Source organism: Achromobacter sp. CSND-B12 (assembly GCF_052906545.1).
In genome coordinates, this window is record NZ_JBREGJ010000001.1 from 4872625 (window position 1) to 4895184 (window position 22560).

The 22560-nt window shown below is 67.1% G+C and carries 18 protein-coding genes; 13 read left to right on the plus strand and 5 right to left on the minus strand.

What is annotated here, in order from left to right; all coding sequences use genetic code 11:
• Positions 1-42: 42 nt before the first annotated feature.
• The 4 genes from ACUTAG_RS22995 to ACUTAG_RS23010 form a co-directional block, all read right to left on the minus strand.
• Positions 43-1275 carry a M20 family metallopeptidase gene (locus ACUTAG_RS22995; RefSeq protein WP_024068144.1) on the minus strand — a complete coding sequence of 411 codons (1233 nt, stop codon included), beginning with the start codon at positions 1273-1275 and terminating at the stop codon, positions 43-45.
• Between the two features lie 3 nt (positions 1276-1278).
• Positions 1279-2973 (minus strand): hydantoinase/carbamoylase family amidase, encoded by a 1695-nt coding sequence (locus tag ACUTAG_RS23000; protein ID WP_054517557.1) that lies wholly within the window; start codon positions 2971-2973, stop codon positions 1279-1281.
• Between the two features lie 11 nt (positions 2974-2984).
• Positions 2985-3929 carry an allantoinase PuuE gene (gene puuE / locus ACUTAG_RS23005; protein WP_409136973.1) on the minus strand — a complete coding sequence of 315 codons (945 nt, stop codon included), beginning with the start codon at positions 3927-3929 and terminating at the stop codon, positions 2985-2987.
• A 226-nt stretch (positions 3930-4155) separates the two neighbouring features.
• On the minus strand, positions 4156-5172 hold the full coding sequence (locus tag ACUTAG_RS23010; protein ID WP_020924636.1) for a 1-aminocyclopropane-1-carboxylate deaminase: 1017 nt from the start codon (positions 5170-5172) through the stop codon (positions 4156-4158).
• Positions 5173-5364: 192 nt separating this feature from the next.
• Here ACUTAG_RS23010 and ACUTAG_RS23015 point away from each other — a divergent pair, with 192 nt between their 5' ends.
• From ACUTAG_RS23015 to ACUTAG_RS23075, 13 genes are all read left to right on the plus strand, one after another.
• A complete protein-coding gene (locus ACUTAG_RS23015; protein ID WP_446650355.1) occupies positions 5365-5835 on the plus strand; it encodes an Lrp/AsnC family transcriptional regulator in 471 nt (156 codons plus the stop codon).
• A gap of 329 nt (positions 5836-6164) precedes the next feature.
• The gene (locus ACUTAG_RS23020; RefSeq protein WP_006389380.1) at positions 6165-9032 is read left to right on the plus strand and encodes a 2-oxoglutarate dehydrogenase E1 component; all 2868 of its coding nucleotides are present in this window, start codon (positions 6165-6167) and stop codon (positions 9030-9032) included.
• 103 nt (positions 9033-9135) lie between these two features.
• Positions 9136-10368 carry a 2-oxoglutarate dehydrogenase complex dihydrolipoyllysine-residue succinyltransferase gene (gene odhB, locus ACUTAG_RS23025; protein WP_020924633.1) on the plus strand — a complete coding sequence of 411 codons (1233 nt, stop codon included), beginning with the start codon at positions 9136-9138 and terminating at the stop codon, positions 10366-10368.
• A 120-nt stretch (positions 10369-10488) separates the two neighbouring features.
• Positions 10489-11916 (plus strand): dihydrolipoyl dehydrogenase, encoded by a 1428-nt coding sequence (gene lpdA, locus ACUTAG_RS23030; protein WP_446650356.1) that lies wholly within the window; start codon positions 10489-10491, stop codon positions 11914-11916.
• Between the two features lie 76 nt (positions 11917-11992).
• Complete coding sequence (zapE, locus tag ACUTAG_RS23035) at positions 11993-13084, plus strand: cell division protein ZapE (protein WP_024068148.1); 1092 nt, start codon at positions 11993-11995, stop codon at positions 13082-13084.
• 120 nt (positions 13085-13204) lie between these two features.
• Positions 13205-13738: a sigma-70 family RNA polymerase sigma factor gene (locus tag ACUTAG_RS23040; protein ID WP_446650357.1), complete on the plus strand. Its 534-nt coding sequence runs from the start codon at positions 13205-13207 to the stop codon at positions 13736-13738.
• A complete protein-coding gene (locus ACUTAG_RS23045; RefSeq protein WP_241117206.1) occupies positions 13731-14681 on the plus strand; it encodes a DUF4880 domain-containing protein in 951 nt (316 codons plus the stop codon). Before ACUTAG_RS23040 ends, ACUTAG_RS23045 begins: the two co-directional genes overlap by 8 nt.
• 90 nt (positions 14682-14771) lie before the next feature.
• A complete protein-coding gene (locus ACUTAG_RS23050) occupies positions 14772-17273 on the plus strand; it encodes a TonB-dependent siderophore receptor (protein ID WP_446650358.1) in 2502 nt (833 codons plus the stop codon).
• A 148-nt stretch (positions 17274-17421) separates the two neighbouring features.
• Entirely contained in the window at positions 17422-18054 is a 633-nt protein-coding gene (locus ACUTAG_RS23055) for a DUF4198 domain-containing protein (RefSeq protein WP_446650359.1), read from the plus strand.
• Between the two features lie 23 nt (positions 18055-18077).
• Positions 18078-18359 carry a DUF3649 domain-containing protein gene (locus ACUTAG_RS23060; protein ID WP_006389389.1) on the plus strand — a complete coding sequence of 94 codons (282 nt, stop codon included), beginning with the start codon at positions 18078-18080 and terminating at the stop codon, positions 18357-18359.
• A complete protein-coding gene (locus ACUTAG_RS23065; RefSeq protein WP_446650360.1) occupies positions 18356-20068 on the plus strand; it encodes a PepSY-associated TM helix domain-containing protein in 1713 nt (570 codons plus the stop codon). Before ACUTAG_RS23060 ends, ACUTAG_RS23065 begins: the two co-directional genes overlap by 4 nt.
• A 6-nt stretch (positions 20069-20074) precedes the next feature.
• On the plus strand, positions 20075-20398 hold the full coding sequence (locus ACUTAG_RS23070; protein WP_020924626.1) for a DUF3325 domain-containing protein: 324 nt from the start codon (positions 20075-20077) through the stop codon (positions 20396-20398).
• Between the two features lie 142 nt (positions 20399-20540).
• Positions 20541-21893 (plus strand): tryptophan--tRNA ligase, encoded by a 1353-nt coding sequence (locus ACUTAG_RS23075; RefSeq protein WP_006389391.1) that lies wholly within the window; start codon positions 20541-20543, stop codon positions 21891-21893.
• Between the two features lie 72 nt (positions 21894-21965).
• On the opposite strand, the gene ACUTAG_RS23080 is transcribed toward ACUTAG_RS23075, so the two are convergent.
• Positions 21966-22469, minus strand: coding sequence for a hypothetical protein (locus ACUTAG_RS23080; RefSeq protein ID WP_006389392.1), 504 nt, complete (start codon positions 22467-22469; stop codon positions 21966-21968).
• Positions 22470-22560: the final 91 nt, after the last annotated feature.

Here is a 22560-nt window from a genome sequence, read left to right on the forward strand (position 1 = left end):
GCCACGGATCGAAAGGGCATGACGCGCGCGTCATGCCCTTTTTCATGCCGGCTGCAGCAGGTCGGCCAGGGTTCGGGCGATGACCTTGGTGGCCCGCCGCAGGTCTTCCAGCACCACGCGTTCGTCGTTGCGCTTGGCGTGCGACTCCAGCACGGTGCGCGGCCCGGCGCCGTAGATCACGCCGGGAATGCCGGCTTCGGCATACAGGCGCACGTCGGTATAGAGCGGCGTGCCCATGGCGGGGATCGATTCGCCGAACAGCTCCTGGCCGTGCCTGCGGATGGCGTCGACCAGCGGCTGGTTGCCGGGCAGCGGCCGCATGGCGTTGGCCAGCAGCAGGCGCTTGATCTCGACGCGGATGCCGGGCGTGGCGGCCGCGGCCTCTCCGATGATGCGGCGGATGTCGGCCTCCACCTCGGCCGCGTTCTCCTCCGGAATCATGCGGCGGTCGAGCTTGAACACGACCTTGCCGGGCACCACGTTGGTGTTGGTGCCGCCCTCGATGCGGCCGATGTTCAGGTAGGGATGGCTGATGCCTTCGACCCGCGAAGTGATCTCGCGGTAGCGCGCGTTCTGCGCGTAGAGCGCGTTCATGATGGCCACCGCGCCTTGCAGCGCGTCCACGCCGGTGGCGGGGATGGCGGCGTGTGCCATCTTGCCGTGCACCGTCACTTCCATCTGCAGGCAGCCGTTGTGCGCCGTCACGACCTCATAGCTGAAGCCGGCCGCGATCAGCAGGTCGGGTTTCGTCAGGCCCTGGCGCAGCAGCCAGCCGGGACCGAGCAGGCCGCCGAATTCCTCGTCGTAGGTGAAGTGCAGTTCAACCGCGCCCTGGCTCGGACGGGCCACGGCTTCCAGCGCCCGCAGCGCGAAGGTGAAGCTGGCGAAGTCGCTCTTGCTGACCGCGGCGGCGCGGCCGTAGAGGCAGCCGTCCTCGATCTGGGCGCCGTACGGATCGTGCTCCCAGCCGTCGCCGGGCGGCACCACGTCGCCGTGGGCGTTGAGCGCGACGCGGCGGCCGCCGGCGCCATATTCGCGCCGTACGATCAGGTTGGTGATGGACTCCATGCCGTAGGCGCGCACTTCATCGGCCGGCACGGGATGGGACTCGGCCGCCAGGCCGAAGCCCTGCAGCAGTTCGGCGGTGCGGACGGCGTGCGGGGCGTTGTTGCCCGGCGGCGTGTCGGTCGGCACGCGCACCAGTTCCTGCAGGAAGCGCACTTCTTCGTCGAAGTGGGCGTCCACCCAGGCGTCGAGTCGGGCGTAATCGGTCATGGTTCAGCTCGTTGCGTCGTTGGCGAGATCGTCGAGCAGCCGCTGCATCGCCTGTGCGGCCAGCTGCATGTCGTGGTTGGTGGTGGATTCGAGCGGGTTGTGGCTGATGCCGGCGTTCTGGCCGCGCACGAACAGCATGGCCTGCGGCATGATCTCGTGCAGCTTCATGGCGTCGTGGCCGGCGCCGCTGGGCATGCAATGGACCGGCACGCCCAGCGCTTGCACCGCGCGTTCCCAGCGCTGCTGCCAGGCCGGCGCGCTGGGCGCGGCGGCGGCGCGCATGGTTTCCTCGAGCGTGTAGCGCAGGCCGCGGCGCAGGCAGATCGCTTCCAGTTCGGCCAGCACGTCGCTGGCCAGCGCATCGCGCTGCGGGTCGCTGGGGGCGCGCAGGTCGAGGCTGAAGCGGCATTCGCCGGGCACCACGTTGATCGAGCCGTTGGGCACTTCCAGCATGCCGACGGTGCCGACCGAGTCGCCGTCGCGCGCGGCGCGGCCTTCGACGAACACGATCAGTTCGGCCGCGGCCACGGCGGCGTCGCGGCGTCGATCCATCGGCGTGGTGCCGGCGTGGCAGGCGGTGCCGTGGATCCGCACGCGGTAGCGCACGCAGCCGTTGATGGAGGTGACCACGCCCAGCGGCAGGCCCATTTCGTTCAGCACGGGACCCTGTTCGATGTGCACTTCGACGAAGCCCAGGTAACGGGCCGGGTCGCGCTTGAGCTTGGGAATGTCATCGACGCACAGTCCCGCGCGCGCCATGGCCTCGCGCATGCTGATGCCGTCGGCGTCCCGTTGTTCGAGCCAGCGCGGCTGGAAGTCGCCGATCAGCGCGCCGGAACCGAGGAAGGTGGCCGGATAGCGCTGGCCTTCTTCTTCGGAAAAGGCGATCACTTCGATGGCGTAGGGCAGGCGCCGGCCCTGGCGCTGCAGCGCGCGCACGCAGGCCATCGGCACGAAGATGCCGAGACGGCCGTCGTATTTGCCGGCATTGCGCACCGTGTCGTAATGGCTGCCGCTCATCAGGATGGGCGCATCGGCGCGGGCCGCGTGATAGCGGCCGACCACGTTGCCGACCGCGTCGATGCCGACTTCGTCGAAGCCGCAGTCGCGCATCCAGTGCGAGATGCGCTGCGCGCAGGCGCGGTGCGCGTCGGTGAGGTAGGTGACGGTGAGCTGGCCGTTCTCGGCGTAGCCCGGGTCGCTGTGCGCGCTGAGCTTTTCCTGCCAGTCCCAGATGTCGTTGCCCAGCTCCGGTTCGACGCCGAAGCGTTCATACAGCCGCACTTCAGCGTCGCGGTGCAACTGGCGCAGGGCCTCGCGGCGTTCGTCGTCCGGCGCGTTGTGCCGGCGGCGCTCCAGCGCCTGGACCAACTGGGTGCCTTGCAGGCTGGCGCCGCGCGGGCTGTATCGGGAAAGCACGAAGGGAAAGCCGAAACGCGCGGCATGGTCGGCGATCAGCGCGGCGGCGTCGGTTCCCGCATCGGGCGCAGGCTGGGCGCGCAGCAGCGCCAGTTGCGTGGCGGCATCGGCGTCGTCCACCGCGCGTTGCAGCGCCAGCTGCAACTGGGCCACGCTGTGCATCGGTCGCGCGCGCACCGCCTGCTCCGCGGCCCAGGGCGCGTGCGGATACAGGTCGGCCAGCATGGCGGCCGCGCCTTGCGGCGTGGCGTCGTTGAATTGGGCGAGGGTGTGGGCCATGGTTGCGCCGTTCAGGGAGCGGGTTGATAGGGATGGCGCGCCTGCCAGTGCCGGGCGATGTCCAGCCGCCGGCAGACCCAGACGCGGTCGTGGCGCGCGATGTGGTCCAGGAAGCGTTGCAGGGCGACGATGCGGCCCGGCCGGCCCAGCAGGCGGCAATGCATGCCGATGCTGAGCATCTTGGGCGCTTCGTCGCCTTCGGCGTAGAGCGCGTCGAAGCTGTCCTTCAAGTACTGGAAGAACGGATCGGCGTGCGAATAGCCCTGCGGCAGCGCGAAGCGCATGTCGTTGCAGTCCAGCGTATAGGGCACGATCAACTGCGGCGCCACGCTGCCGTCGCTCTTTTGCACCCGCATCCAGAACGGCAGGTCGTCGCCGTAGTAGTCGCTGTCGTACTCGAAGCCGCCGTAGTCTGCCACCAGGCGGCGGGTGCGCGGACTGTCGCGGCCGGTGTACCAGCCGAGCGGGCGCGCGCCGGTTAGTTGCGCGATGGCGTCCATGCCCAGGCGCATGTGCTCGCGTTCGGTGGCTTCGTCCACGTTCTGGTAGTGCACCCAGCGCCAGCCGTGGCAGGCGATCTCGTGGTTCAGTTCGACCAGCGCCGCGGCCAGCTCGGGGTGGCGTTGCAGCGCCATGCCGACGGCGAACACCGTCAGCGGCAGGCCGCGCTTTTCGAATTCGCGCAGGATGCGCCAGACGCCCACGCGCGAGCCATACTCGTAGATGCCTTCCATGCTCAGGTGGCGTTCCGGGTAGCTGGCCGGGTTGAACATCTCGGACAGGAACTGTTCGGAGCCGGCGTCGCCGTGCAAGACGCAGTTCTCGCCGCCTTCCTCGTAATTGAGCACGAACTGCACCGCGATGCGGGCGTTGCCGGGCCATTGCGCATGCGGCGGGTTGCGGCCGTAGCCGATCAGGTCGCGCGGATAGGAGTCAGTGGCGTCGTAGGTGCTCATGGCTGGGCAAGCGTGGACATCGTGTTCGACACGATAAGGTAAACCGCATTGTCTGTATACAATTTATGTACATCATTAGTGATGACCCTAATACGGCACGCAAGGCCGGCCGCCATGAAGCGAACAACCCGCCGGCATGCGCTGCCGGCGGGTTGTTCGGGGACATCGGAAAACGGACGTTCAGCGCAGATCGCCGCAGGGCCAGCCGCTGGCGCCGTAGCCGCCGTCAGCCGTTGCGGTAGAGAAAGCTGTAGGCGTTGATCGCCGGCACCCCCCCGAGATGCGCGTACAGCACCCGCGAGCCGGCGGGGATTTCCCCGCGCCGCACGATGTCCATCATGCCCTGCATCGATTTGCCCTCGTAGACCGGGTCGGTCATCATCCCTTCGAGCCGCGCGCACAGGCGGATGGCTTCGTTGGTCTCGGCCGACGGCAGGCCGTAGGCCGGGTAGGCATAGCGCGTATCCAGCACCACGTCGCCGTCCGTGATGGGGCGCTCCAGGCCCACCATGTCGGCGGTGCGGCGCGCGATGCGCAGGATCTGCGCGCGGGTCTGGTCCGGCGTGGCCGAGGCGTCGATGCCGATGACGCGGTCGGCGCGGCCGTCGGCGGCAAAGCCCACCACCATGCCGGCCTGCGTGCTGCCGGTGACGGCGCAGACCACGATGTAGTCGAACTTGAAGCCCAGCTCGGCCTCCTGCCGCCGCACTTCCTCGGCGAAGCCGACATATCCCAGCCCGCCCAACTCATGGTCGGAGGCGCCGGCCGGAATCGCGTACGGCTTGCCCCCGCGCTTGCGCACGTCTTCCAGCGCCTCTTCCCAACTGCGGCGGAAGCCGATGTCGAAGCCCTGGTCCACCAGGCGCACGTCGGCGCCCATCAGCCGGCTCATCATGATGTTGCCGACCCGGTCGTAGACCGCGTCGGAATAGTCCACCCAGTTCTCCTGCACCAGCACGCAGGCCAGGCCGAGCTTGGCGGCCACGGCCGCCACCATGCGGGTGTGGTTGGACTGGATGCCGCCGATGGTCACGAGGGTATCGCAGCCCTGTTCCAGCGCCTGCGGAATCAGGTATTCCAGCTTGCGCAGCTTGTTGCCGCCGAACGCCAGGCCGCTGTTGCAGTCCTCGCGCTTGGCGTAGATCTCGACCTTGCCGCCGAGGTGGGCGGACAGGCGCTCGAGCTTCTCGATGGGAGTGTCGCCGAAGGTCAGGCGATGGCGGGGAAAGCGTTGCAGATCCATGCGGGCTCCTGGGAGTGTCGGTCCGGGCGGACGGCGCCGCGGATGGAAAAATCATAGGAACCGGTCGGATTGTTGGTCAATTGCGTATTTTTTGAATTTGTCCGGTTTAAATTTTCCAATAAATTTATTTTTCGATCTAATATTTATGAATAAAAAATAAATACCAAATTAAATTTTATAGGGACATATTAAATGGCCGCCATCGCCGGGCTGGATCGCATCGACCGCCAGATCCTGCGCCTGCTGCAGCAGGACGCCCAGATCACAAACCTGGACCTGAGCGCGCGCGTCCATCTCAGCCCCGCGGCCTGCCTGCGGCGGGTGGAAAAACTGCGCACCGAGGGCATCATCCGCAAGACGGTGGCGTTGCTGGAACCGGCCGAGGTCGAGATGGCCACGCTGGTCATCGTCGGAGTGGTGCTGGACCGCTCCACGCCCGAGTCCTTCACCGATTTCGAGGCGGCCGCGCGCGGCATCAGCGGTTGCCTCGAATGCCATCTGGTGGCCGGTGAGTTCGACTACTTCCTGATGCTGCGCATCCGCGACCTGGAACGCTTCAACAAGCTGCACGCGGGCGAGATCATCAAGCTGCCCGGCGTGCGCCAGATCCGCACTTTTTTCGTGCTCAAGGAGATCCTGTCGACCACCGAATTGCCGCTCTGACGAGGCAATTGCGCAACATCCGGCGCGGATGCCGAAAAAAATGCCGCAATGCGGCATTTTTCGTTGGCGGAATTTGCTGGCGCGTAGACGGCGTAATTGCAGGGGTTGCGCGGACATTCCAACACCGCATGAAGCCATTCCGCATGCGCTTTTGCGTCACGCAATCGCAAGAAGACGCCCATAAACTCAAAGGGTTATACTTTCATCCATACGGCTTTCAAGGCTTGTACGCGCCTTCTGCCCCTGCTATCCGCTAAACGGGAAGCCCGTGTCGCGGAAGGTTTTCCTGCATCGTAATCGAGTGAAGCACTCGTAAAGGTGAAGCGATTATGTCTTCGGAAATAGAATCCCTATCCACGTCTTACTTGTTTGGGGGGAATGCCCCCTACGTTGAGGAGCTTTACGAAGCCTACCTCGACAACCCCGGTTCGGTACCTGACAACTGGCGCGAATACTTCGACCAGCTGCAGCACGCTCCCGCCACCGACGGCCAGGAATCCACCCGCGACCAGGCCCACGCTCCCATCGTCGAATCGTTCGCCCAGCGCGCCAAGGCCAATGCCTTCGTGCAACGCGCCGCCGAACCCGACCTGAGCGTCGCCTCCAAGCAAGTCTCGGTGCAATCGCTCATCGCCGCCTACCGTTCGCTCGGTTCGCGCTGGGCCGACCTGGATCCGCTCAAGCGCCAGGAACGTCCGCCGATCCCGGAACTCGATCCGGCCTTCTACGGCCTGACCGAAGCCGACCTGGACCAGACCTACTCGGCCACCAACACCTACTTCACGACCGCCAGCACCATGACGCTGCGCGACATCCTGAAGGCGCTGCGCGACACGTACTGCCGCAGCATCGGTGCCGAATTCACGCACATCTCCGACCCCGCCGCCAAGCGCTGGATCCAGGAACGCCTGGAAACCACGCTGGGCGCGCCGAGCTACACGGCCGAGGAAAAGCGCCACATCCTGCAGCAGCTGACCGAATCCGAAGGCCTCGAGCGTTTCCTGCACACCAAGTACGTCGGCCAGAAGCGCTTCTCGCTGGAAGGCGGCGAAAGCTTCATCGCCTCGATGGACGAAGTGGTGAACCACGCCGGTGAAAACGGCGTCCAGGAAATCGTGGTCGGCATGGCCCACCGCGGCCGCCTGAACCTGCTCGTGAACATCATGGGCAAGATGCCCGGCGACCTGTTCGCCGAGTTCGAAGGCAAGCACGCCGAAGGCCTGACCGACGGCGACGTGAAGTACCACAACGGCTTCTCGAGCGACCTGTCGACCCGTGGCGGTCCGGTGCACCTGTCGCTGGCGTTCAACCCGTCCCACCTGGAAATCGTCAACCCCGTGGTCGAAGGCAGCGCGCGCGCCCGCCAGGAACGCCGCGGCGACGCCGAAGGCAAGCAGGTGCTGCCGGTGCTGGTGCACGGCGACGCGGCCTTCGCCGGCCAGGGCGTGGTGATGGAAACCCTGAACCTGGCCCAGACCCGCGGCTACGGCACGGGCGGCACGATGCACATCGTCATCAACAACCAGATCGGCTTCACCACGTCGGATCCGCGCGACTCGCGCTCGACGCTGTATTGCACCGACGTGGCCAAGATGATCGAAGCGCCGGTGTTCCACGTCAACGGCGACGATCCCGAAGCCGTCGTGTTCGTCACCAAGCTGGCCCTGGATTACCGCCTGCAGTTCCGCCACGACGTCGTCGTCGACATCGTCTGCTTCCGCAAGCTGGGCCACAACGAGCAGGACACCCCGTCGCTGACGCAGCCCCTGATGTACAAGCGCATCGGCCACCATCCCGGCACGCGCAAGCTGTACGCCGACAAGCTGACCACGCAGGGCGTGCTGGCCGAAGGCGAAGCCGACCAGTTGGTCAAGGACTACCGCCAGCTGATGGAAGACGGCCAGCGCACCATCGAACCGGTGCTGACCGACTACAAGAGCAAGTACGCCATCGACTGGTCGCCGTTCCTGGGCGCCAAGTGGACCGACCAGGCCGACACCGCCGTGCCGCTGGCCGAGCTCAAGCGCATCGGCGAACGCATCACCACCGTGCCGGAAGGCTTCACGGTGCACCCGCTGGTCGCCAAGCTGCTGAACGACCGCCGCACCATGGCCAAGGGCGAGATGAACCTGGACTGGGGCATGGGCGAACACCTCGCCTTCGCCACGTTGGTGTCGTCGGGCTACGCCATCCGCATCACCGGCCAGGACTCGGGCCGCGGCACGTTCACGCACCGCCACGCCGTGCTGCACGACCAGAACCGCGAACGCTGGAACGACGGCACCTACATTCCGCTGCAGAACGTCTCGGAAGGCCAGGCCCCGTTCACCGTGATCGACTCGGTGCTGTCCGAAGAGGCCGTGCTGGGCTTCGAATACGGCTACTCCAGCGCCGAACCCAACACGCTGACCATCTGGGAAGGCCAGTTCGGTGACTTCGTCAATGGCGCCCAGGTCGTGATCGACCAGTTCATCAGCTCCGGCGAAGCCAAGTGGGGCCGCCAGTCGGGCCTGACCCTGATGCTGCCGCACGGCTACGAAGGCCAGGGTCCCGAGCACTCGTCGGGCCGCATCGAGCGCTTCCTGCAGCTGTGCGCCGACAACAACATGCAGGTGATCCAGCCGACCTCGGCTTCGCAGATCTTCCACGTGCTGCGCCGCCAGATGATCCGTCCGTTCCGCAAGCCGCTGGTGCTGTTCACGCCCAAGTCGCTGCTGCGCAACAAGGACGCCGGCTCGCCCCTGACCGAACTGGCCGGCGGCAGCTTCCGCCCGGTGATCGGCGAGGTCGACGAGGCCATCGACGCCGCCAAGGTCAAGCGCGTGCTGGCTTGCTCGGGCAAGGTCTACTACGATCTGGTCAATGCCCGCCGTGAACGTGGCGCCGACAACGTCGCCATCATCCGCGTCGAGCAGCTGTACCCGTTCGCGCACAAGTCGTTCGAGGCCGAACTGCGCAAGTACCCGAAGGCAACCGAAGTGATCTGGGTCCAGGACGAACCGCAGAACCAGGGCCCGTGGTTCTACGTTCAGCATCACGTGTACGAGAACATGGTCGAAGGCCAGAAGCTGGGCTACGCCGGTCGCGCCGCGTCGGCTTCGCCGGCGGTGGGCTACCTGGCCAAGCACCAGGAGCAGCAAAAGGCGCTGATCGAAGCGGCTTTCGCGCCCAAGTTCAAGGCCATGCTGACCAAGTAACCCAACCCGATGCACGCGCGGCGCGCGGCAAGGTGCAGAAACCCGGTTTCGAACTTTGTCCGTGTCGCGCGGTCCAGAACACACACTCTACGGAATAAACAAAATGGCTATCACCGACGTCGTCGTCCCCCAACTCTCCGAATCCGTTTCCGAAGCGACCCTGCTGACCTGGAAGAAGCAGCCCGGCGCTGCCGTCGAAGCGGACGAAATCCTGATCGAAGTCGAAACCGACAAGGTCGTGCTGGAAGTGCCGGCCCCCGCCTCGGGCGTGCTGGCTGAAATCGTCAAGGGCGATGGCAGCACCGTGACCTCGGGCGAAGTCCTGGCCCGTATCGACACCGCCGGCAAGGCCGCCGCCACCCCGGCCACCGCCCCCGCCGCCGAAGCGCCCAAGGCCGCCGCGCAAGCCGCCGCCGCCCCGGCCGCTCCCGCCTCGACCGCCGCCGCCGGCGTGGCTTCGCCCGCCGCCGCCAAGATCCTCGCCGAAAAGGGCGTGGACGCTGCCAGCGTCGCCGGCACCGGCCGTGACGGCCGCGTCACCAAGGGCGACGCCCTGAACGCCAGCGCCCCCGCCGCCAAGGCCGCCCCGGCCAAGGCCCCGGCCGCCCCCGCCCCGACCACGCTGTCGCTGGACGGCCGTCCGGAACAGCGCGTGCCGATGAGCCGCCTGCGCGCCCGCATCGCCGAGCGCCTGCTGCAATCGCAACAGGAAAACGCGATCCTGACCACGTTCAACGAAGTGAACATGCAAGCGGTCATCGATCTGCGCAACAAGTACAAGGACAAGTTCGAGAAGGAACACGGCATCAAGCTGGGCTTCATGTCGTTCTTCGTCAAGGCCGCCGTTGCCGCGCTCAAGAAGTTCCCGCTGATCAACGCCTCGATCGACGGCAAGGACATCATCTACCACGGCTACTTCGACATCGGTATCGCTGTCGGCAGCCCGCGTGGCCTGGTGGTGCCGATCCTGCGCAACGCCGACCAGCTGTCCATCGCTGAAATCGAGAAGACCATCGCCGACTTCGGCCGCCGCGCCGCCGACGGCAAGCTGGGCATCGAAGAGATGACCGGCGGCACGTTCTCGATCTCCAACGGTGGCGTGTTCGGCTCGATGCTGTCGACCCCGATCATCAACCCGCCGCAATCGGCCATCCTGGGCGTGCACGCCACCAAGGAACGCGCCGTGGTGGAAAACGGCCAGATCGTCATCCGTCCGATGAACTACCTGGCCCTGTCCTACGACCACCGCATCATCGACGGCCGCGAAGCCGTGCTGGGCCTGGTCGCCATGAAGGACGCCCTGGAAGATCCGCAGCGCCTGTTGCTGGACCTGTAATCTCGGCGCCCTGAGCCCGGCGTCCGCGCGACCTGTGTGTCGGCGGCGCCCGGCCGGCCCCAGGGGCCGGCCTGCGCGGGCCGGGGCGAGTTTCACTCCCTCCTCATTCGCGAGAACACTATGTCCAAACAATTCGACGTCGTCGTCATCGGCGCGGGCCCCGGCGGCTACATCGCCGCCATCCGCGCCGCGCAGCTCGGCATGTCGGTGGCCTGCATCGACGCCTGGCAGAATGGCCAAGGCGGCCCGGCTCCCGGCGGCACCTGCACCAACGTCGGCTGCATCCCGTCCAAGGCGCTGCTGCAATCGTCCGAACACTTCGAGCAGGCCAACCACCACTTCGCCGAGCACGGCATCGAGGTCAAGGGCGTCAGCCTGAAGCTCGACACGCTGATCGGCCGCAAGAACTCGGTGGTCAAGCAGAACAACGACGGCATCCTGTACCTGTTCAAGAAGAACAAGGTCACCTTCTTCCACGGCAAGGGCGCGTTCGCCGGCCAGGTCGAGGGTGGCTGGGCCATCAAGGTCACCGGCACCGCCGAGGAAGACCTGGTTGCCAAGCACGTGGTGGTCGCCACCGGTTCGTCGGCGCGCGAGCTGCCCGGCCTGCCGTTCGATGAAAAGGTCGTGCTGTCCAACGACGGCGCGCTGAACATCGGCGCCGTGCCGAAGACGCTGGGCGTGATCGGCGCCGGCGTGATCGGCCTGGAAATGGGCAGCGTGTGGCGCCGCCTTGGCGCGGAAGTCACCATCCTGGAAGCGATGCCGGAGTTCCTGGCCGCCGCCGACCAGCAAGTGGCCAAGGAAGCCCTCAAGGCCTTCACCAAGCAAGGCCTGAACATCCGGATGGGCGTCAAGATCGGCGAGATCAAGGCGACCGCCAAGTCGGTGACCGTGCCCTACGTCGACGCCAAGGGCGCCGAGCAGAAGCTGGTGGTGGACAAGCTGATCGTCTCGATCGGCCGCGTGCCCTACACCGGCGGCCTGAATGCCGACGCCGTGGGCCTGAAGCTCGACGAGCGCGGCTTCATCGCCGTGGACGGCGACTGCAAGACCAACCTGCCCAACGTCTGGGCGGTGGGCGACGTGGTGCGCGGGCCGATGCTGGCGCACAAGGCCGAGGAAGAGGGCGTGGCGGTTGCCGAGCGCATCGCCGGCCAGCACGGCCACGTCAACTTCGACACCGTGCCGTGGGTGATCTACACCTCGCCGGAAATCGCCTGGGTCGGCAAGACCGAGCAGCAGCTCAAGGCCGAAGGCCGCGAGTACAAGGCCGGCAGCTTCCCGTTCCTGGCCAACGGCCGCGCCCGCGCGCTGGGCGACACCACCGGCTTTGCCAAGGTGATCGCCGACGCCAAGACCGACGAGGTCCTGGGCGTGCACATCGTGGGCCCGATGGCCTCGGAACTGATCTCGGAAGCCGTGACCATCATGGAATTCCGCGGCGCCGCCGAAGACATCGCCCGCATCTGCCACGCGCACCCGACGCTGTCGGAAGCCGTGAAGGAAGCCGCCCTGGCCGTCGACAAGCGCGCCTTGAACTTCTGATCCGCCACGCTGCGGCTCTGCCAAAGGGGGCGGGTTTTCGGACCCGCCCTTTTTTTCTTTTGCCTGTGCCATCTCCATGAACGTCCGCGAATACTACGAACACGCCCTGGCCGAACGCGGCTACAAGCCCGACGAAGCCCAGAAGAAGGCGATCGACCGGCTGCAGCGCTATTACGACGAGTGGGTCAAGTTCAAGGCGATGCGCTCGAACGCCCTGAAGAAGCTGCTGAACCGCCCCGATGTGCCGCGTGGCGTGTATCTGTGGGGCGGGGTGGGGCGCGGCAAGAGCTTTTTGATGGACGCCTTCTACGCCACCGTGCCGGTGGTGCGCAAGACGCGCCTGCACTTCCATGAGTTCATGCGCGGCGTGCATCGCGAGCTGGAAGAAGTGAAGGGCATGCAGGACCCGCTGGACGAGGTCGCCAAGCGCGTGGCCAAGCGCTATCGCCTGATCTGCTTTGACGAGTTCCACGTGTCGGACGTGGCGGACGCGATGATCCTGCACCGCCTGCTGTTCAAGCTGTTCGAATACGGCACCTCGTTTGTCATGACGTCCAACTACGAACCGTCCACGCTGTATCCCGACGGCCTGCACCGCGACCGCGTGCTGCCCGCGATCGAGCTGATCCAGGCGCGCATGGATGTGATGAACGTGGATGCCGGCGTCGACTATCGCCGCCGCTCGCTGGAGCAGGTGCAGTGCTACCACACGCCGCTGGACGAGCATGCGCAGCAGGCCTTGCAGCAGGCCTTCGACAGCCTGGCCGACACGCCACCGCAGGAGCCGCTGCTGCATATCGAGCATCGCGAAATCCGCGCGCTGGCGCTGGCCGGTTCGGTGGTGTGGTTCGACTTCGCCACGCTTTGCGGCGGCCCGCGTTCGCAGAACGACTACCTGGAACTGGCCAACCGCTTCCATGCGGTGATCCTGTCCGGCGTGCCGCGCATGGGTCCGCGCCAGGCTTCCGAGGCGCGCCGTTTCACCTGGCTGATCGACGTCTTCTACGACCATCGCGTCAAGCTGATCATGTCGGCCGAATGCGAGCCGGAAGAGATCTACACCGAGGGCGCGCTCGCCAACGAGTTCCATCGCACGGTATCGCGCATCCTGGAAATGCAGTCGCGCGAATACCTCGAGTCGGAACGCCGCCTGACCGCAACGTTGTAGTTATGCCGCAAGCGTCCGCGCGCGGGGCGGACGTGGCGCAATTTGCGGCATTTGCGTTGGTAATGCAAGTCATTATCAATTAACATCCGAAGACTTCTGGTCCCGCGCCGCAGTCTTCCCGTGTCCTCCTCCCTCCTTTCGTCTCCGGCCTCCTGCGCCGATGCGCCCGCCACGCAGGTCGACGGCCTGTACCGGGACCATCGGCCCTGGCTGTTCGGCTGGCTGCGCCGCAAGCTCGGTTGCGCGCATCGCGCCGAGGACCTGGCGCAGGACGTGTTCGTGCGCGTGATCCAGGGCCGCAAGACGGTGCGGGCCGGCGAGGCTCGGGCGCTGCTGACCACCATCGCCAAGGGGCTGGTGATCGATCATCAGCGCCACGCGGCGCTGGAACATGCCTACCTGGCCTATCTGGCCGACCTGCCCGAGGCCCATGCGCCGTCGCCCGAGACACAGGCCGAGCAGATGCAGGCCCTGATGCGACTTGACCGCCTGCTCGACAGCCTTCCGCCCAAGGCGCGCTCGGCCTTCCTGCTGTCGCAGCTGGACGGCCTGACCTATCCCGAAATCGCCCAGAGGCTGGGCGTGTCGCTCAGTTCCGTGCAGCAGTACATGGTGCGCGCCATGTCGGCCTGTTATGCCGCGCTTTATGACTAGCGCCGCCACGCCGCCCGATGCCGTGGTGCGCCAGGCCATCGCCTGGTGGGCGCGCCTGCAGTCGGGCATAGTCGATGCCGGCGAGCGCGAGGCCTGTCAGGCCTGGCTGGCGCAGGATCCGGCGCATCGCAAGGCCTGGGAGCGGTTGGAAACGATCGGCCGCGATGCGCGCCGCGTGCCGGCGGCGCTGGCGCATACGGCGCTGGACGGCCCGGCGACGCCCGACCGCCGCGTGGCCCTGCGCAATTTGCTGACGCTGGCTGGGGTGGGCGTGGCGGGTTGGGCTGGCTACCGGCATGCGCCGTGGCAGCGCCTGGCCGCCGATGTCAGCACCGGCATCGGCGAACGGCGCGCGGTGGCGGTGGCCGACGGCCTGCACGTCACCCTGAACAGCGACAGCGCGCTGCGGCTGGCAAGCGGCGCGCGCGGCATCCACCTGTTGCGCGGCGAGATCCTGGTGAGCGCGCAGGCGCGACCAGGCGCCGCCCCGGTGCGCGTGGACACCGGCCATGGTGTGCTGCTGGCGGACAACGCGCGTTTCGACGTGCGCCGCACGCCGCGTGGCGCACAGTTGGGTGTCTACGAGGGCAGTGTCGCCTTGCTGCGCGATGGCGCGTCGACGCAGGCTGCCGAAGCGGGCGAACGCCTGAGCTACGACGACCTGGGCGGGGTCGAGCGGCAGGCGGCCGATCCGGATCGCCTGGCCTGGGTCGACGGTCTGGTGGTGGCCAAGGACTGGCGCCTGGACCATTTCGCCGACTACCTGGCGCGCCAGCGAGTCGGCGTGATACGGGTGGACCCGGCAGTGGCGGGCCTGCGGCTGTCGGGCGTGTTCCCGCTGGACGACGCCGAGCGCGCGCTCCGGGCGCTGGTGCCGGCGCTGCCCATCGTGGTGACGCGCCACACACAGTACTGGCTGCAGGTCGGGCCACGCGCGGCCTGAACGTTACAAATTTCCTGATCGATGCATTGCAGGTTTTCCTTCCTGGTACGGAAAGGCAGAGATAGAGACCTACGTACAAGGGAGTTTTTCGTGTCCGCTTCATCTTGCCCGTGCCTGGGCGCATCCTTGACCGCCGGCCGCCTGGCCGTGCTTGCCGCCACTTGCGCCGGCGCCTGGCTGGCCGCCGCGCCCGCCGCCTGGGCGCAAGCGTCGCCCGCCGCGGCCCAGGCGCCGCGCACCTATCAGATCGCCGCTGGCCCGCTGGGCGATGCGCTGACCCAATTCGCGCGCAGCGCGGGCGTGGTGCTGTCGTTCGATCCGGCGCAGGTGCGCGGCCTGCGTTCCGAAGGCCTGGACGGCGCCTATCCGGTGGGTGCGGGCTTCGCCCGCATCCTGGCAGGCAGCGGCCTGCAGGCGCGGGCCCAGGCCGGCAACACCTGGACGCTGGTGGCGGCGCCCGCTGGCGACACGCAGACGCTGGCGCCCGTGACGGTGTCGGGCAGTTCCTTGAGCGCGCTGGCGCCGACCGTGGGCTACGTGGCCAGCGCCAGCGTCAGCGCCACCAAGACCGACACCCCGCTGATCGAGACGCCGCAATCGGTGTCCGTGGTCACGCGCGAGCAGATCGCGGAGCAGGGCGCGCAGACGCTGAACCAGGTGTTGCGCTACACGCCCGGCGTGGCGACCGAAACGCGCGGCGCGACCGCCACGCGGCTGGACCAGTTCAGCGTGCGCGGCTTTTCCGCATCGACCTACCTGGACGGCCTGCGCGTGTTCGGCGGGCGCGACGCCCTGCCACAGGTGGACGCCTACCGCCTGGAACGCGTCGACGTGCTGAAAGGACCTGCCTCGGTGATGTACGGGCAGGGCGGCCCGGGCGGGGTGGTCAACCAGGTCAGCAAGCGGCCGCTGGAAGAAACCCTGCGCGAAGTCGAGCTGCAGGTCGGCAACTACGACTACCGGCGCGCCAACTTCGACTTCGGCGGCCCGCTGGATGCGGACGGCAGGTACCTGTACCGCCTGGTGGGATCGGGCTACATGTCCGACGGCCAGATCGACCACACCAAGGAGCGCCGCTATTTCGTCTCGCCGGCCTTCACCTGGAAGCCCAACGGCGACACCTCGCTGACCGTGCTGACGAACTTCCAGCGCGATCCCGACATGGGTTCCTATGGCGCCGCGCCGCCCATGCGCACACTGCTGTCGGCGCCGGATGGCATCCGCCTGTCGCCGCGCTACTACGACGGCGACGCCAATTTCGAGAAGAGCGACCGCAAGAGTTATTCGCTCGGCTACGTGCTGGACCACCGCTTCAGCGATGCTCTGAAGGCGACGCAGAGCCTGCGCTGGACCCATTCCGACGCCAAGTACCGCAGCGTCTATGGCGCGTCCAGCCGCTTCTACGGCTACACCGACAGCCGTTATCTGTACCAGCAGCGCGCCGCGATCGCGACCGACGTCGAGGTCGGCGCGCTGACCATCGACAATAACCTGCAGGCGCGCTTCGATACCGGCGCCTTCGGCCACACGGTGCTGCTGGGCTTCGACTACCAGCATGTCAAGACCGACACGCTGTCCGGTTTTGGCAGCGCGCCCCCGCTGAATGTGATGAACCCGGACAACCACCAGGACATCCCGGTGCCGGCGTTCTCCACCGACGCCACCACCACGCAGTACCAGACCGGCCTGTACTTCCAGGACCAGATCAAGATCGACCGCCTTTCGGTGCTGCTGGGCGGACGCTACGACTGGTCGCGCAATGTCGGTGAAAGCACCGCCATCGCCACCGGCCGCACCACGCCCTCGTCGTTGCGCGCCGAGGCCTTCACCGGCCGCTTCGGCGTGATCTACAACTTCGACAACGGCGTGGCGCCGTACTTCAGCTATTCCGAATCGTTCGAGCCGCAGTCGGGCACGGGCTGGAACAATGCGCCGTTCAAGCCGATCGAGGGCAACCAGTACGAGGTCGGCATCAAGTACCAGCCGCCGGGCAGCGCGACCCTGCTGTCGGTGGCGGCATTCGACATCCGCCGCGAGAACATGCTGACCACCGATCCCGATCCGACGCACCTGTGCGGCACCTCGAACGCGCGTTGCCAGATCCAGTCCGGCGAACTGCGCACGCAGGGCATCGAACTGGAAGCCAAGACCGAACCGCTGCGCGGCCTGACGCTGATGGCCGGCTATTCGCTGCTGGACAACGCCTACTCCAAGGCCAACCCCGGCACCACGGGCCTGAACCTGAAGGGCAAGGCGCCGGTGGGCGTGCCGTCACAGCAGGCCTCGGCCTGGGCCCGCTACCAGTTGCAGGGCGGCCCGCTGGCCGGCCTGGGCGTGGGCGGCGGCGTGCGCTACATCGGGTCGTCGTACGGCGACGAGGCCAACACCATGAAGGTGCCATCGGTGACGCTGTTCGACCTGATGCTGGACTACGACATGGGCCGTGTGTCGCCGTCGCTCAAGGGCATGCAGGTGGCGTTGAACGTCCAGAACCTGTTCGACAAGGAATACATCGCATCGTGCTCGGGCGATTCGTGGTGCTGGTACGGCTACCAGCGCTCGATCAAGGCCAGCCTGCGCTATCGCTGGTAGCGTGGCCGGCGTGTCCGCGGCCGGGCCACGGACACGCTTTCAGGCAGTCTCTCGCATCGTAGTGAGAATGGTTATAATTCAAGCCCAACCGACACGGAACCCGCCGCGGGGCGATTCCGGATCGGCATTCACAACAGGAAAATCGACAATGAAATTCGCAAGGACTTTGGCAGCCGTGGCGCTGCTGGGCAGCGCCGGCGCGGCGCAGGCGCACTTCGTCTGGCTCGAGCGGGCCGACCAGGGGGCGGCAAAGGCGTACTTCGGCGAATGGGCGGACGACCTGCGCGAAAAGCGCGACGGCCTGCTGGGCAAGGTCCTGGTGGCGCCGGTGGTCACCGGCGCCGACGGCAAGGCGCTCAAGGCGTCGGCCCAGGGGGCGGATTTCGTCGAGTTTGCCGCCAGCGGCAAGGGCGATGTGCGCCTGTCGCAGCCGATCCAGTTCAAGGACACGCTGATGCAGTACGGCGCCAAGGCCGGCCGCGAAGACACCCAGGGCAAGCTCGACCTGGAACTGGTGCCGGCCGCGGCGGGCAGCAATACCTTCGTGCTGCAGTTCAAGGGCAAGCCGCAGGCCAAGACCGAAGTCACCGTGTTCGGCCCGCCCAAGTGGGAAAAGCGCTTGCGCAGCGACGAGAACGGCCGCATCGAGATCACCACGCCGTGGCCGGGCCAGTACGTGCTGGAAGCCGCCCACGTCGAGGACAAGGCCGGCGAGGCCGACGGCAAGGCTTACGCCAAGATCCGCTACGTTTCCACCCTGACCTTCAACGTGACCAAGTGAAAGCTCCCGCAGCCGGCGCAGGCATGATGCGCTACCGTCTGGCCGTGGCCTCGCGGGCCCTGGCCGCCATCCTCGGCGGCTACGGCCTGGCCTCGGCGGCCGCGGCCTGCCTGGCCGTCTGGCTGCCCATGCAGCGCGCCGACGCCGTCGTCACGGCGCAGATGTCGGCCTTCGTGGTCTACACCTGTGGCGTCATCTGGGTGTTCGCCACCCGCAACGCCTGGCGCGCCTGGGCCGGCATCCTGTTGCCGGCGGCGCTGTTCGGCGGCCTGTTCCTGATCGGCCGCATGGTGGGGGGCGCATGAAACCCAGTACCGGAAAAGCGCAAGGCGAAGAGGGCCTGCGCCAATCCATGTCGTGGCTGCACACCTGGTCGGGCTTGATCTTCGGCTGGGTGCTGTTCGCCATGTTCCTGACCGGCACGCTGTCATTCTTCCGCCCCGAAATCACCCGCTGGATGCAGCCGGAGATCCAGGCGCAGGCCGCGCCCACGCTCGAATCCGTGACCATGGCGCAGCGTTACCTGACCGAGCATGCGCCCGACGCCAAGCGCTGGTTCATCACGCCGCCGACCGACCGCGAACCGCTGATCCAGCTGCTGTACCAGGTGCCCAAGCCCAAGCCGGGCGAGCGCGGTTTCGTGCGCGTCAAGCTCGATCCGCGGACCGGGCAGGCCGTCCAAGGGCGCGAGACGCGCGGCGGGGATTTCTTCTACCGCTTCCACTTCGAACTCGAAACGGCGTTCCCATGGGGGCGCTGGCTCGCCAGCATCGCCGGCATGTTCATGCTGGTGGCGATCATCAGCGGCATCATCACCCACAAGAAGATCTTCGCCGATTTCTTCACGTTCCGCCCGAAGAAGGGCGGCCAGCGGGCCTGGATGGACGGCCACAACGCGTTGTCGGTGCTGGGGCTGCCATTCCACCTGATGATCACGTTCAGCGGCCTGGTGCTGTTCATGGCCATGCTGATGCCCGCGGGCATCATGGCGGTCTACGAAAATCCGCGCCAGTATTCCGACGATGTATTCCCCGGGTTCAAGGTCACGCCACCGCGTAACGAACCCGCGCCGCTGGTCGCGCTGGCGCCGCTGGTGGAGCAGGTCGAGCAGCGTTGGCAGGGCCGGGTCGGCCGCGTCACGGTCAACAACCCCGGCGACGCCGGCGCCACCGTCACCTTGACGCGCGATGCGGCCGATGGCGTGTCCTATGGCCGGCTCGCGCCCTACGCGCGCTTTGATGGCGTCACCGGCGCCTTCCAGGAAGGGCAGGACGAGCTCAGTCCCACCGTGCGCACCGCTGGCGTGATCGTCGGGCTGCACCTGGGCCTGTTTGCCGAACCGCTGTTGCGCTGGTTCTATTTCCTGGTCAGTCTGGCGGGCACCGGCATGGTCGGTTCCGGCCTGGTGCTGTGGATCGCCAAACGGCGCCAGAAGGCGCGCCCCGGCGCGCGCGAGGCCTTCTCGCTGCGCCTGGTCGATGGCTTGAACGCCGGCACCATCGCTGGCCTGTTCATCGCGGTCGCCGCGTTCTTCTGGGCCAACCGCCTGGTGCCGGCCGACCTGCCGGGCCGCCCGCTATGGGAAGTGCGGGCGTTCTTCGCGGCCTGGGGCCTGTCGCTGGTGTACGCCTTCGTGTTCCACAAGCGCAAATGGGTGGACCTGCTCTCGGCCGCCGCCGCGTCGCTGGCGCTGGTGCCGGTGATCAACGCCGTGACCACCTCGCGCCACCTGGGCGTGTCCCTGCCGACCGGTGACTGGGTGATGGCCGGTTTCGACCTGACCTGCCTGGCGGGCGCGCTGCTGCTGGGCTGGATGGCGCGCAAGGCCGCCCGCGCGCGCAAGGCGCCGGCCAAGGCCGGCGGCAAGGCCGCGGCCCGGACGGCGGCGCCGGCGCAAGTCCAGGCCCGACCCCAACCCGACACGCAAGCCCAATCCGTCGCCCGGCCGCGCGCGCCGGTCGCGTCCGCGATGGCGCAAGCCACGCCTTCCGAAGCCGCCTATGAACCGAGGTGATACGCCATGACGCTCGCCGCCTTCTGCCTGGCCTACGCGGGGTTCTCCGCCCTGTGCCTGGGCATGGACCGTCACTACGAAGACCTGTTCGACCGCGCCTTGCCGCGCCGCCATCGCGTGCCGCTGCGCACCTTCGGCTGGCTGGCGCTGGCGCTGTCCCTGTGCGCCTCGGCCGCGGTCTGGGGCTGGAGCTACGGCACCGTCGAATGGATCGGCATCCTCAGCATCGCGGGCCTGCTGCTGATCTGGTTCCTGACCTTCCGGCCACGCGCCGCGTTGACGGCCGGCGGGCTGTGCGCGGTGGCTGCGCCCTTGCTGGCCGTCCTGTAGGCGCACCGTCGGCCTGGTGTCCGCGTCCGCGCGCGCACCCGCCGCGCAAGGGCGGCGTCGCGCCCGGGCGGCGCCGGTCATTCAGGCGCCCCGCGCGGCACGTTACACTGGGCGTTTCACCAAGCAAACGCCTTCATCGTCCATGAATACCCGCGTCCTCACTGGCATCACCACCTCCGGAACCCCTCACCTCGGCAACTACGCTGGCGCGATCCGCCCGGCGGTCCAGGCCAGCACGCAACCGGGTGTCGACGCGTTTTTCTTCCTGGCCGACTACCACGCGCTGATCAAGTGCGACGACCCGGCCCGCGTGGCACGCTCGCGGCTTGAGATCGCCGCCACCTGGCTGGCGGTGGGGCTCGACCCGGAACGCGTGACCTTCTATCGCCAGTCGGACATCCCCGAGATCCCCGAACTGAGCTGGCTGCTGACCTGCGTCACGGCCAAGGGCCTGATGAACCGCGCGCATGCCTACAAGGCCTCGGTCGACCAGAACGTGGCCAAGGGCGTGGACCCCGACGATGGCGTGACCATGGGCCTGTTCTCGTATCCGGTGCTGATGGCCGCGGACATCGTCATGTTCAACGCCAACAAGGTGCCGGTGGGCCGCGACCAGATCCAGCACCTGGAAATGGCGCGCGACATCGCCCAGCGCTTCAACCACCTGTACGGCCGCGAGTACTTCACGCTGCCCGAGGTTGCCATCGAAGAAGACGTGGCCACCTTGCCGGGCCTGGACGGTCGCAAGATGTCCAAGAGCTACAACAACACCATCCCGTTGTTCGAGGGCGGCGCCAAGGCCCTGCGCGCCTCGATCATGCGCATCGTCACCGACTCGCGCGAACCAGGCGAACCCAAGGACGCCGAAGGCTCGCACCTGTACACCATCTATCGCGCCTTCGCCACGCATGAACAGGCCACGGCGTTCCGCCAGCAGCTCGAGCAAGGCCTGGGTTGGGGCGAGGCCAAGCAGGCGCTCTACGACCATCTGGAGAACCTGCTGGCGCCCATGCGCGAGCGCTACTTCGACCTGATGGCCAACCCCGGCCGCATCGAAGACGTGCTGCAGGCGGGCGCCGCCAAGGCGCGCAAGCTGGCGGTGCCGATGATGCGCGAGCTGCGCGAGGCCGTGGGCCTGCGCAACCTGAATGCGCAGGCGCCGGGCAAGCAGGCGCAGGCCAAGAAGGAAAAGGGCAAGGGCGCGCGCTTCGTCAGCTTCCGCGATGAAGACGGCGGCTTCCGCTTCCGCCTGCTGGCCGCGGATGGCGAGGAACTACTGCTGTCGCAACGTTTTGCCGACCCCAAGGAGGCTGGCGCGCTGATGCGACGCCTGCAGTCGGAATCGCCAGAGGCGCTGTTGCAAGCCACCGCCGATGGCCTGGCCGCGGTACTGGACGGCGCGGTCGTGGCGGCGGCGCCCGCGGGCGCCGCCGGTGACGCGCAGGCGCAGTTGGCGAAAGCGCGCGACGCGTTGCTGTCGATGGCGCAGGAATAACGCGGCGAGCGCAACGACAAGGGCGGCGCGATTGCGCCGCCCTTGTCGTTTGTAATCCGAAACCGATACCGCTTAACGCGCGCCGGCGGAGACGATGCGGCCGTCGCGCACCTGGAAGCGCTGCGCATTGCCCTGGCCGGCGATCTCGAGCATGTCGCCTTCCGAATAGCCGGTGACCGTCGGGCAATCGAGCCATTCCGGGTTGATGAACGGAAAGTACTTCAGCGTTCCGCTGCCCTGGCTGGCGAAGTCGAAGGTGGTGTTGGCCACGACTTCCGGATCCCACTGGCTGGCATCGAAGGTCAGGACACAGCCGGCGCCGATACGGTAGATGATGCTTGCGCCCATGCTGGCAAAGCCGAGCGCGCCGACATGCAATTGCGCGCCGTTGGTCAGTTCGATGATGCGGCTGCCCAGGCGTTCCAGCGTGATGTGCTTGAAGGTGACCTCGGCGCCGTCCACCTTCAGGTGAGCGTATTGGCCCAGGGTGACTTCGTTGTAGGCGCCGCTCAGGCTGGCTTCCTTTTCGGTAATGGTTGCCGTTTCGTTGGCGGCAAGCGTAATGGTATTGCGCATGGCGGGCGGATCTCCGGTCTCTCAGGTATGGCGCTATTTTTCTTGTGCTTCTACCCGATAGGCGCTTGCGCCGCAGCTCGCCTGATCATGG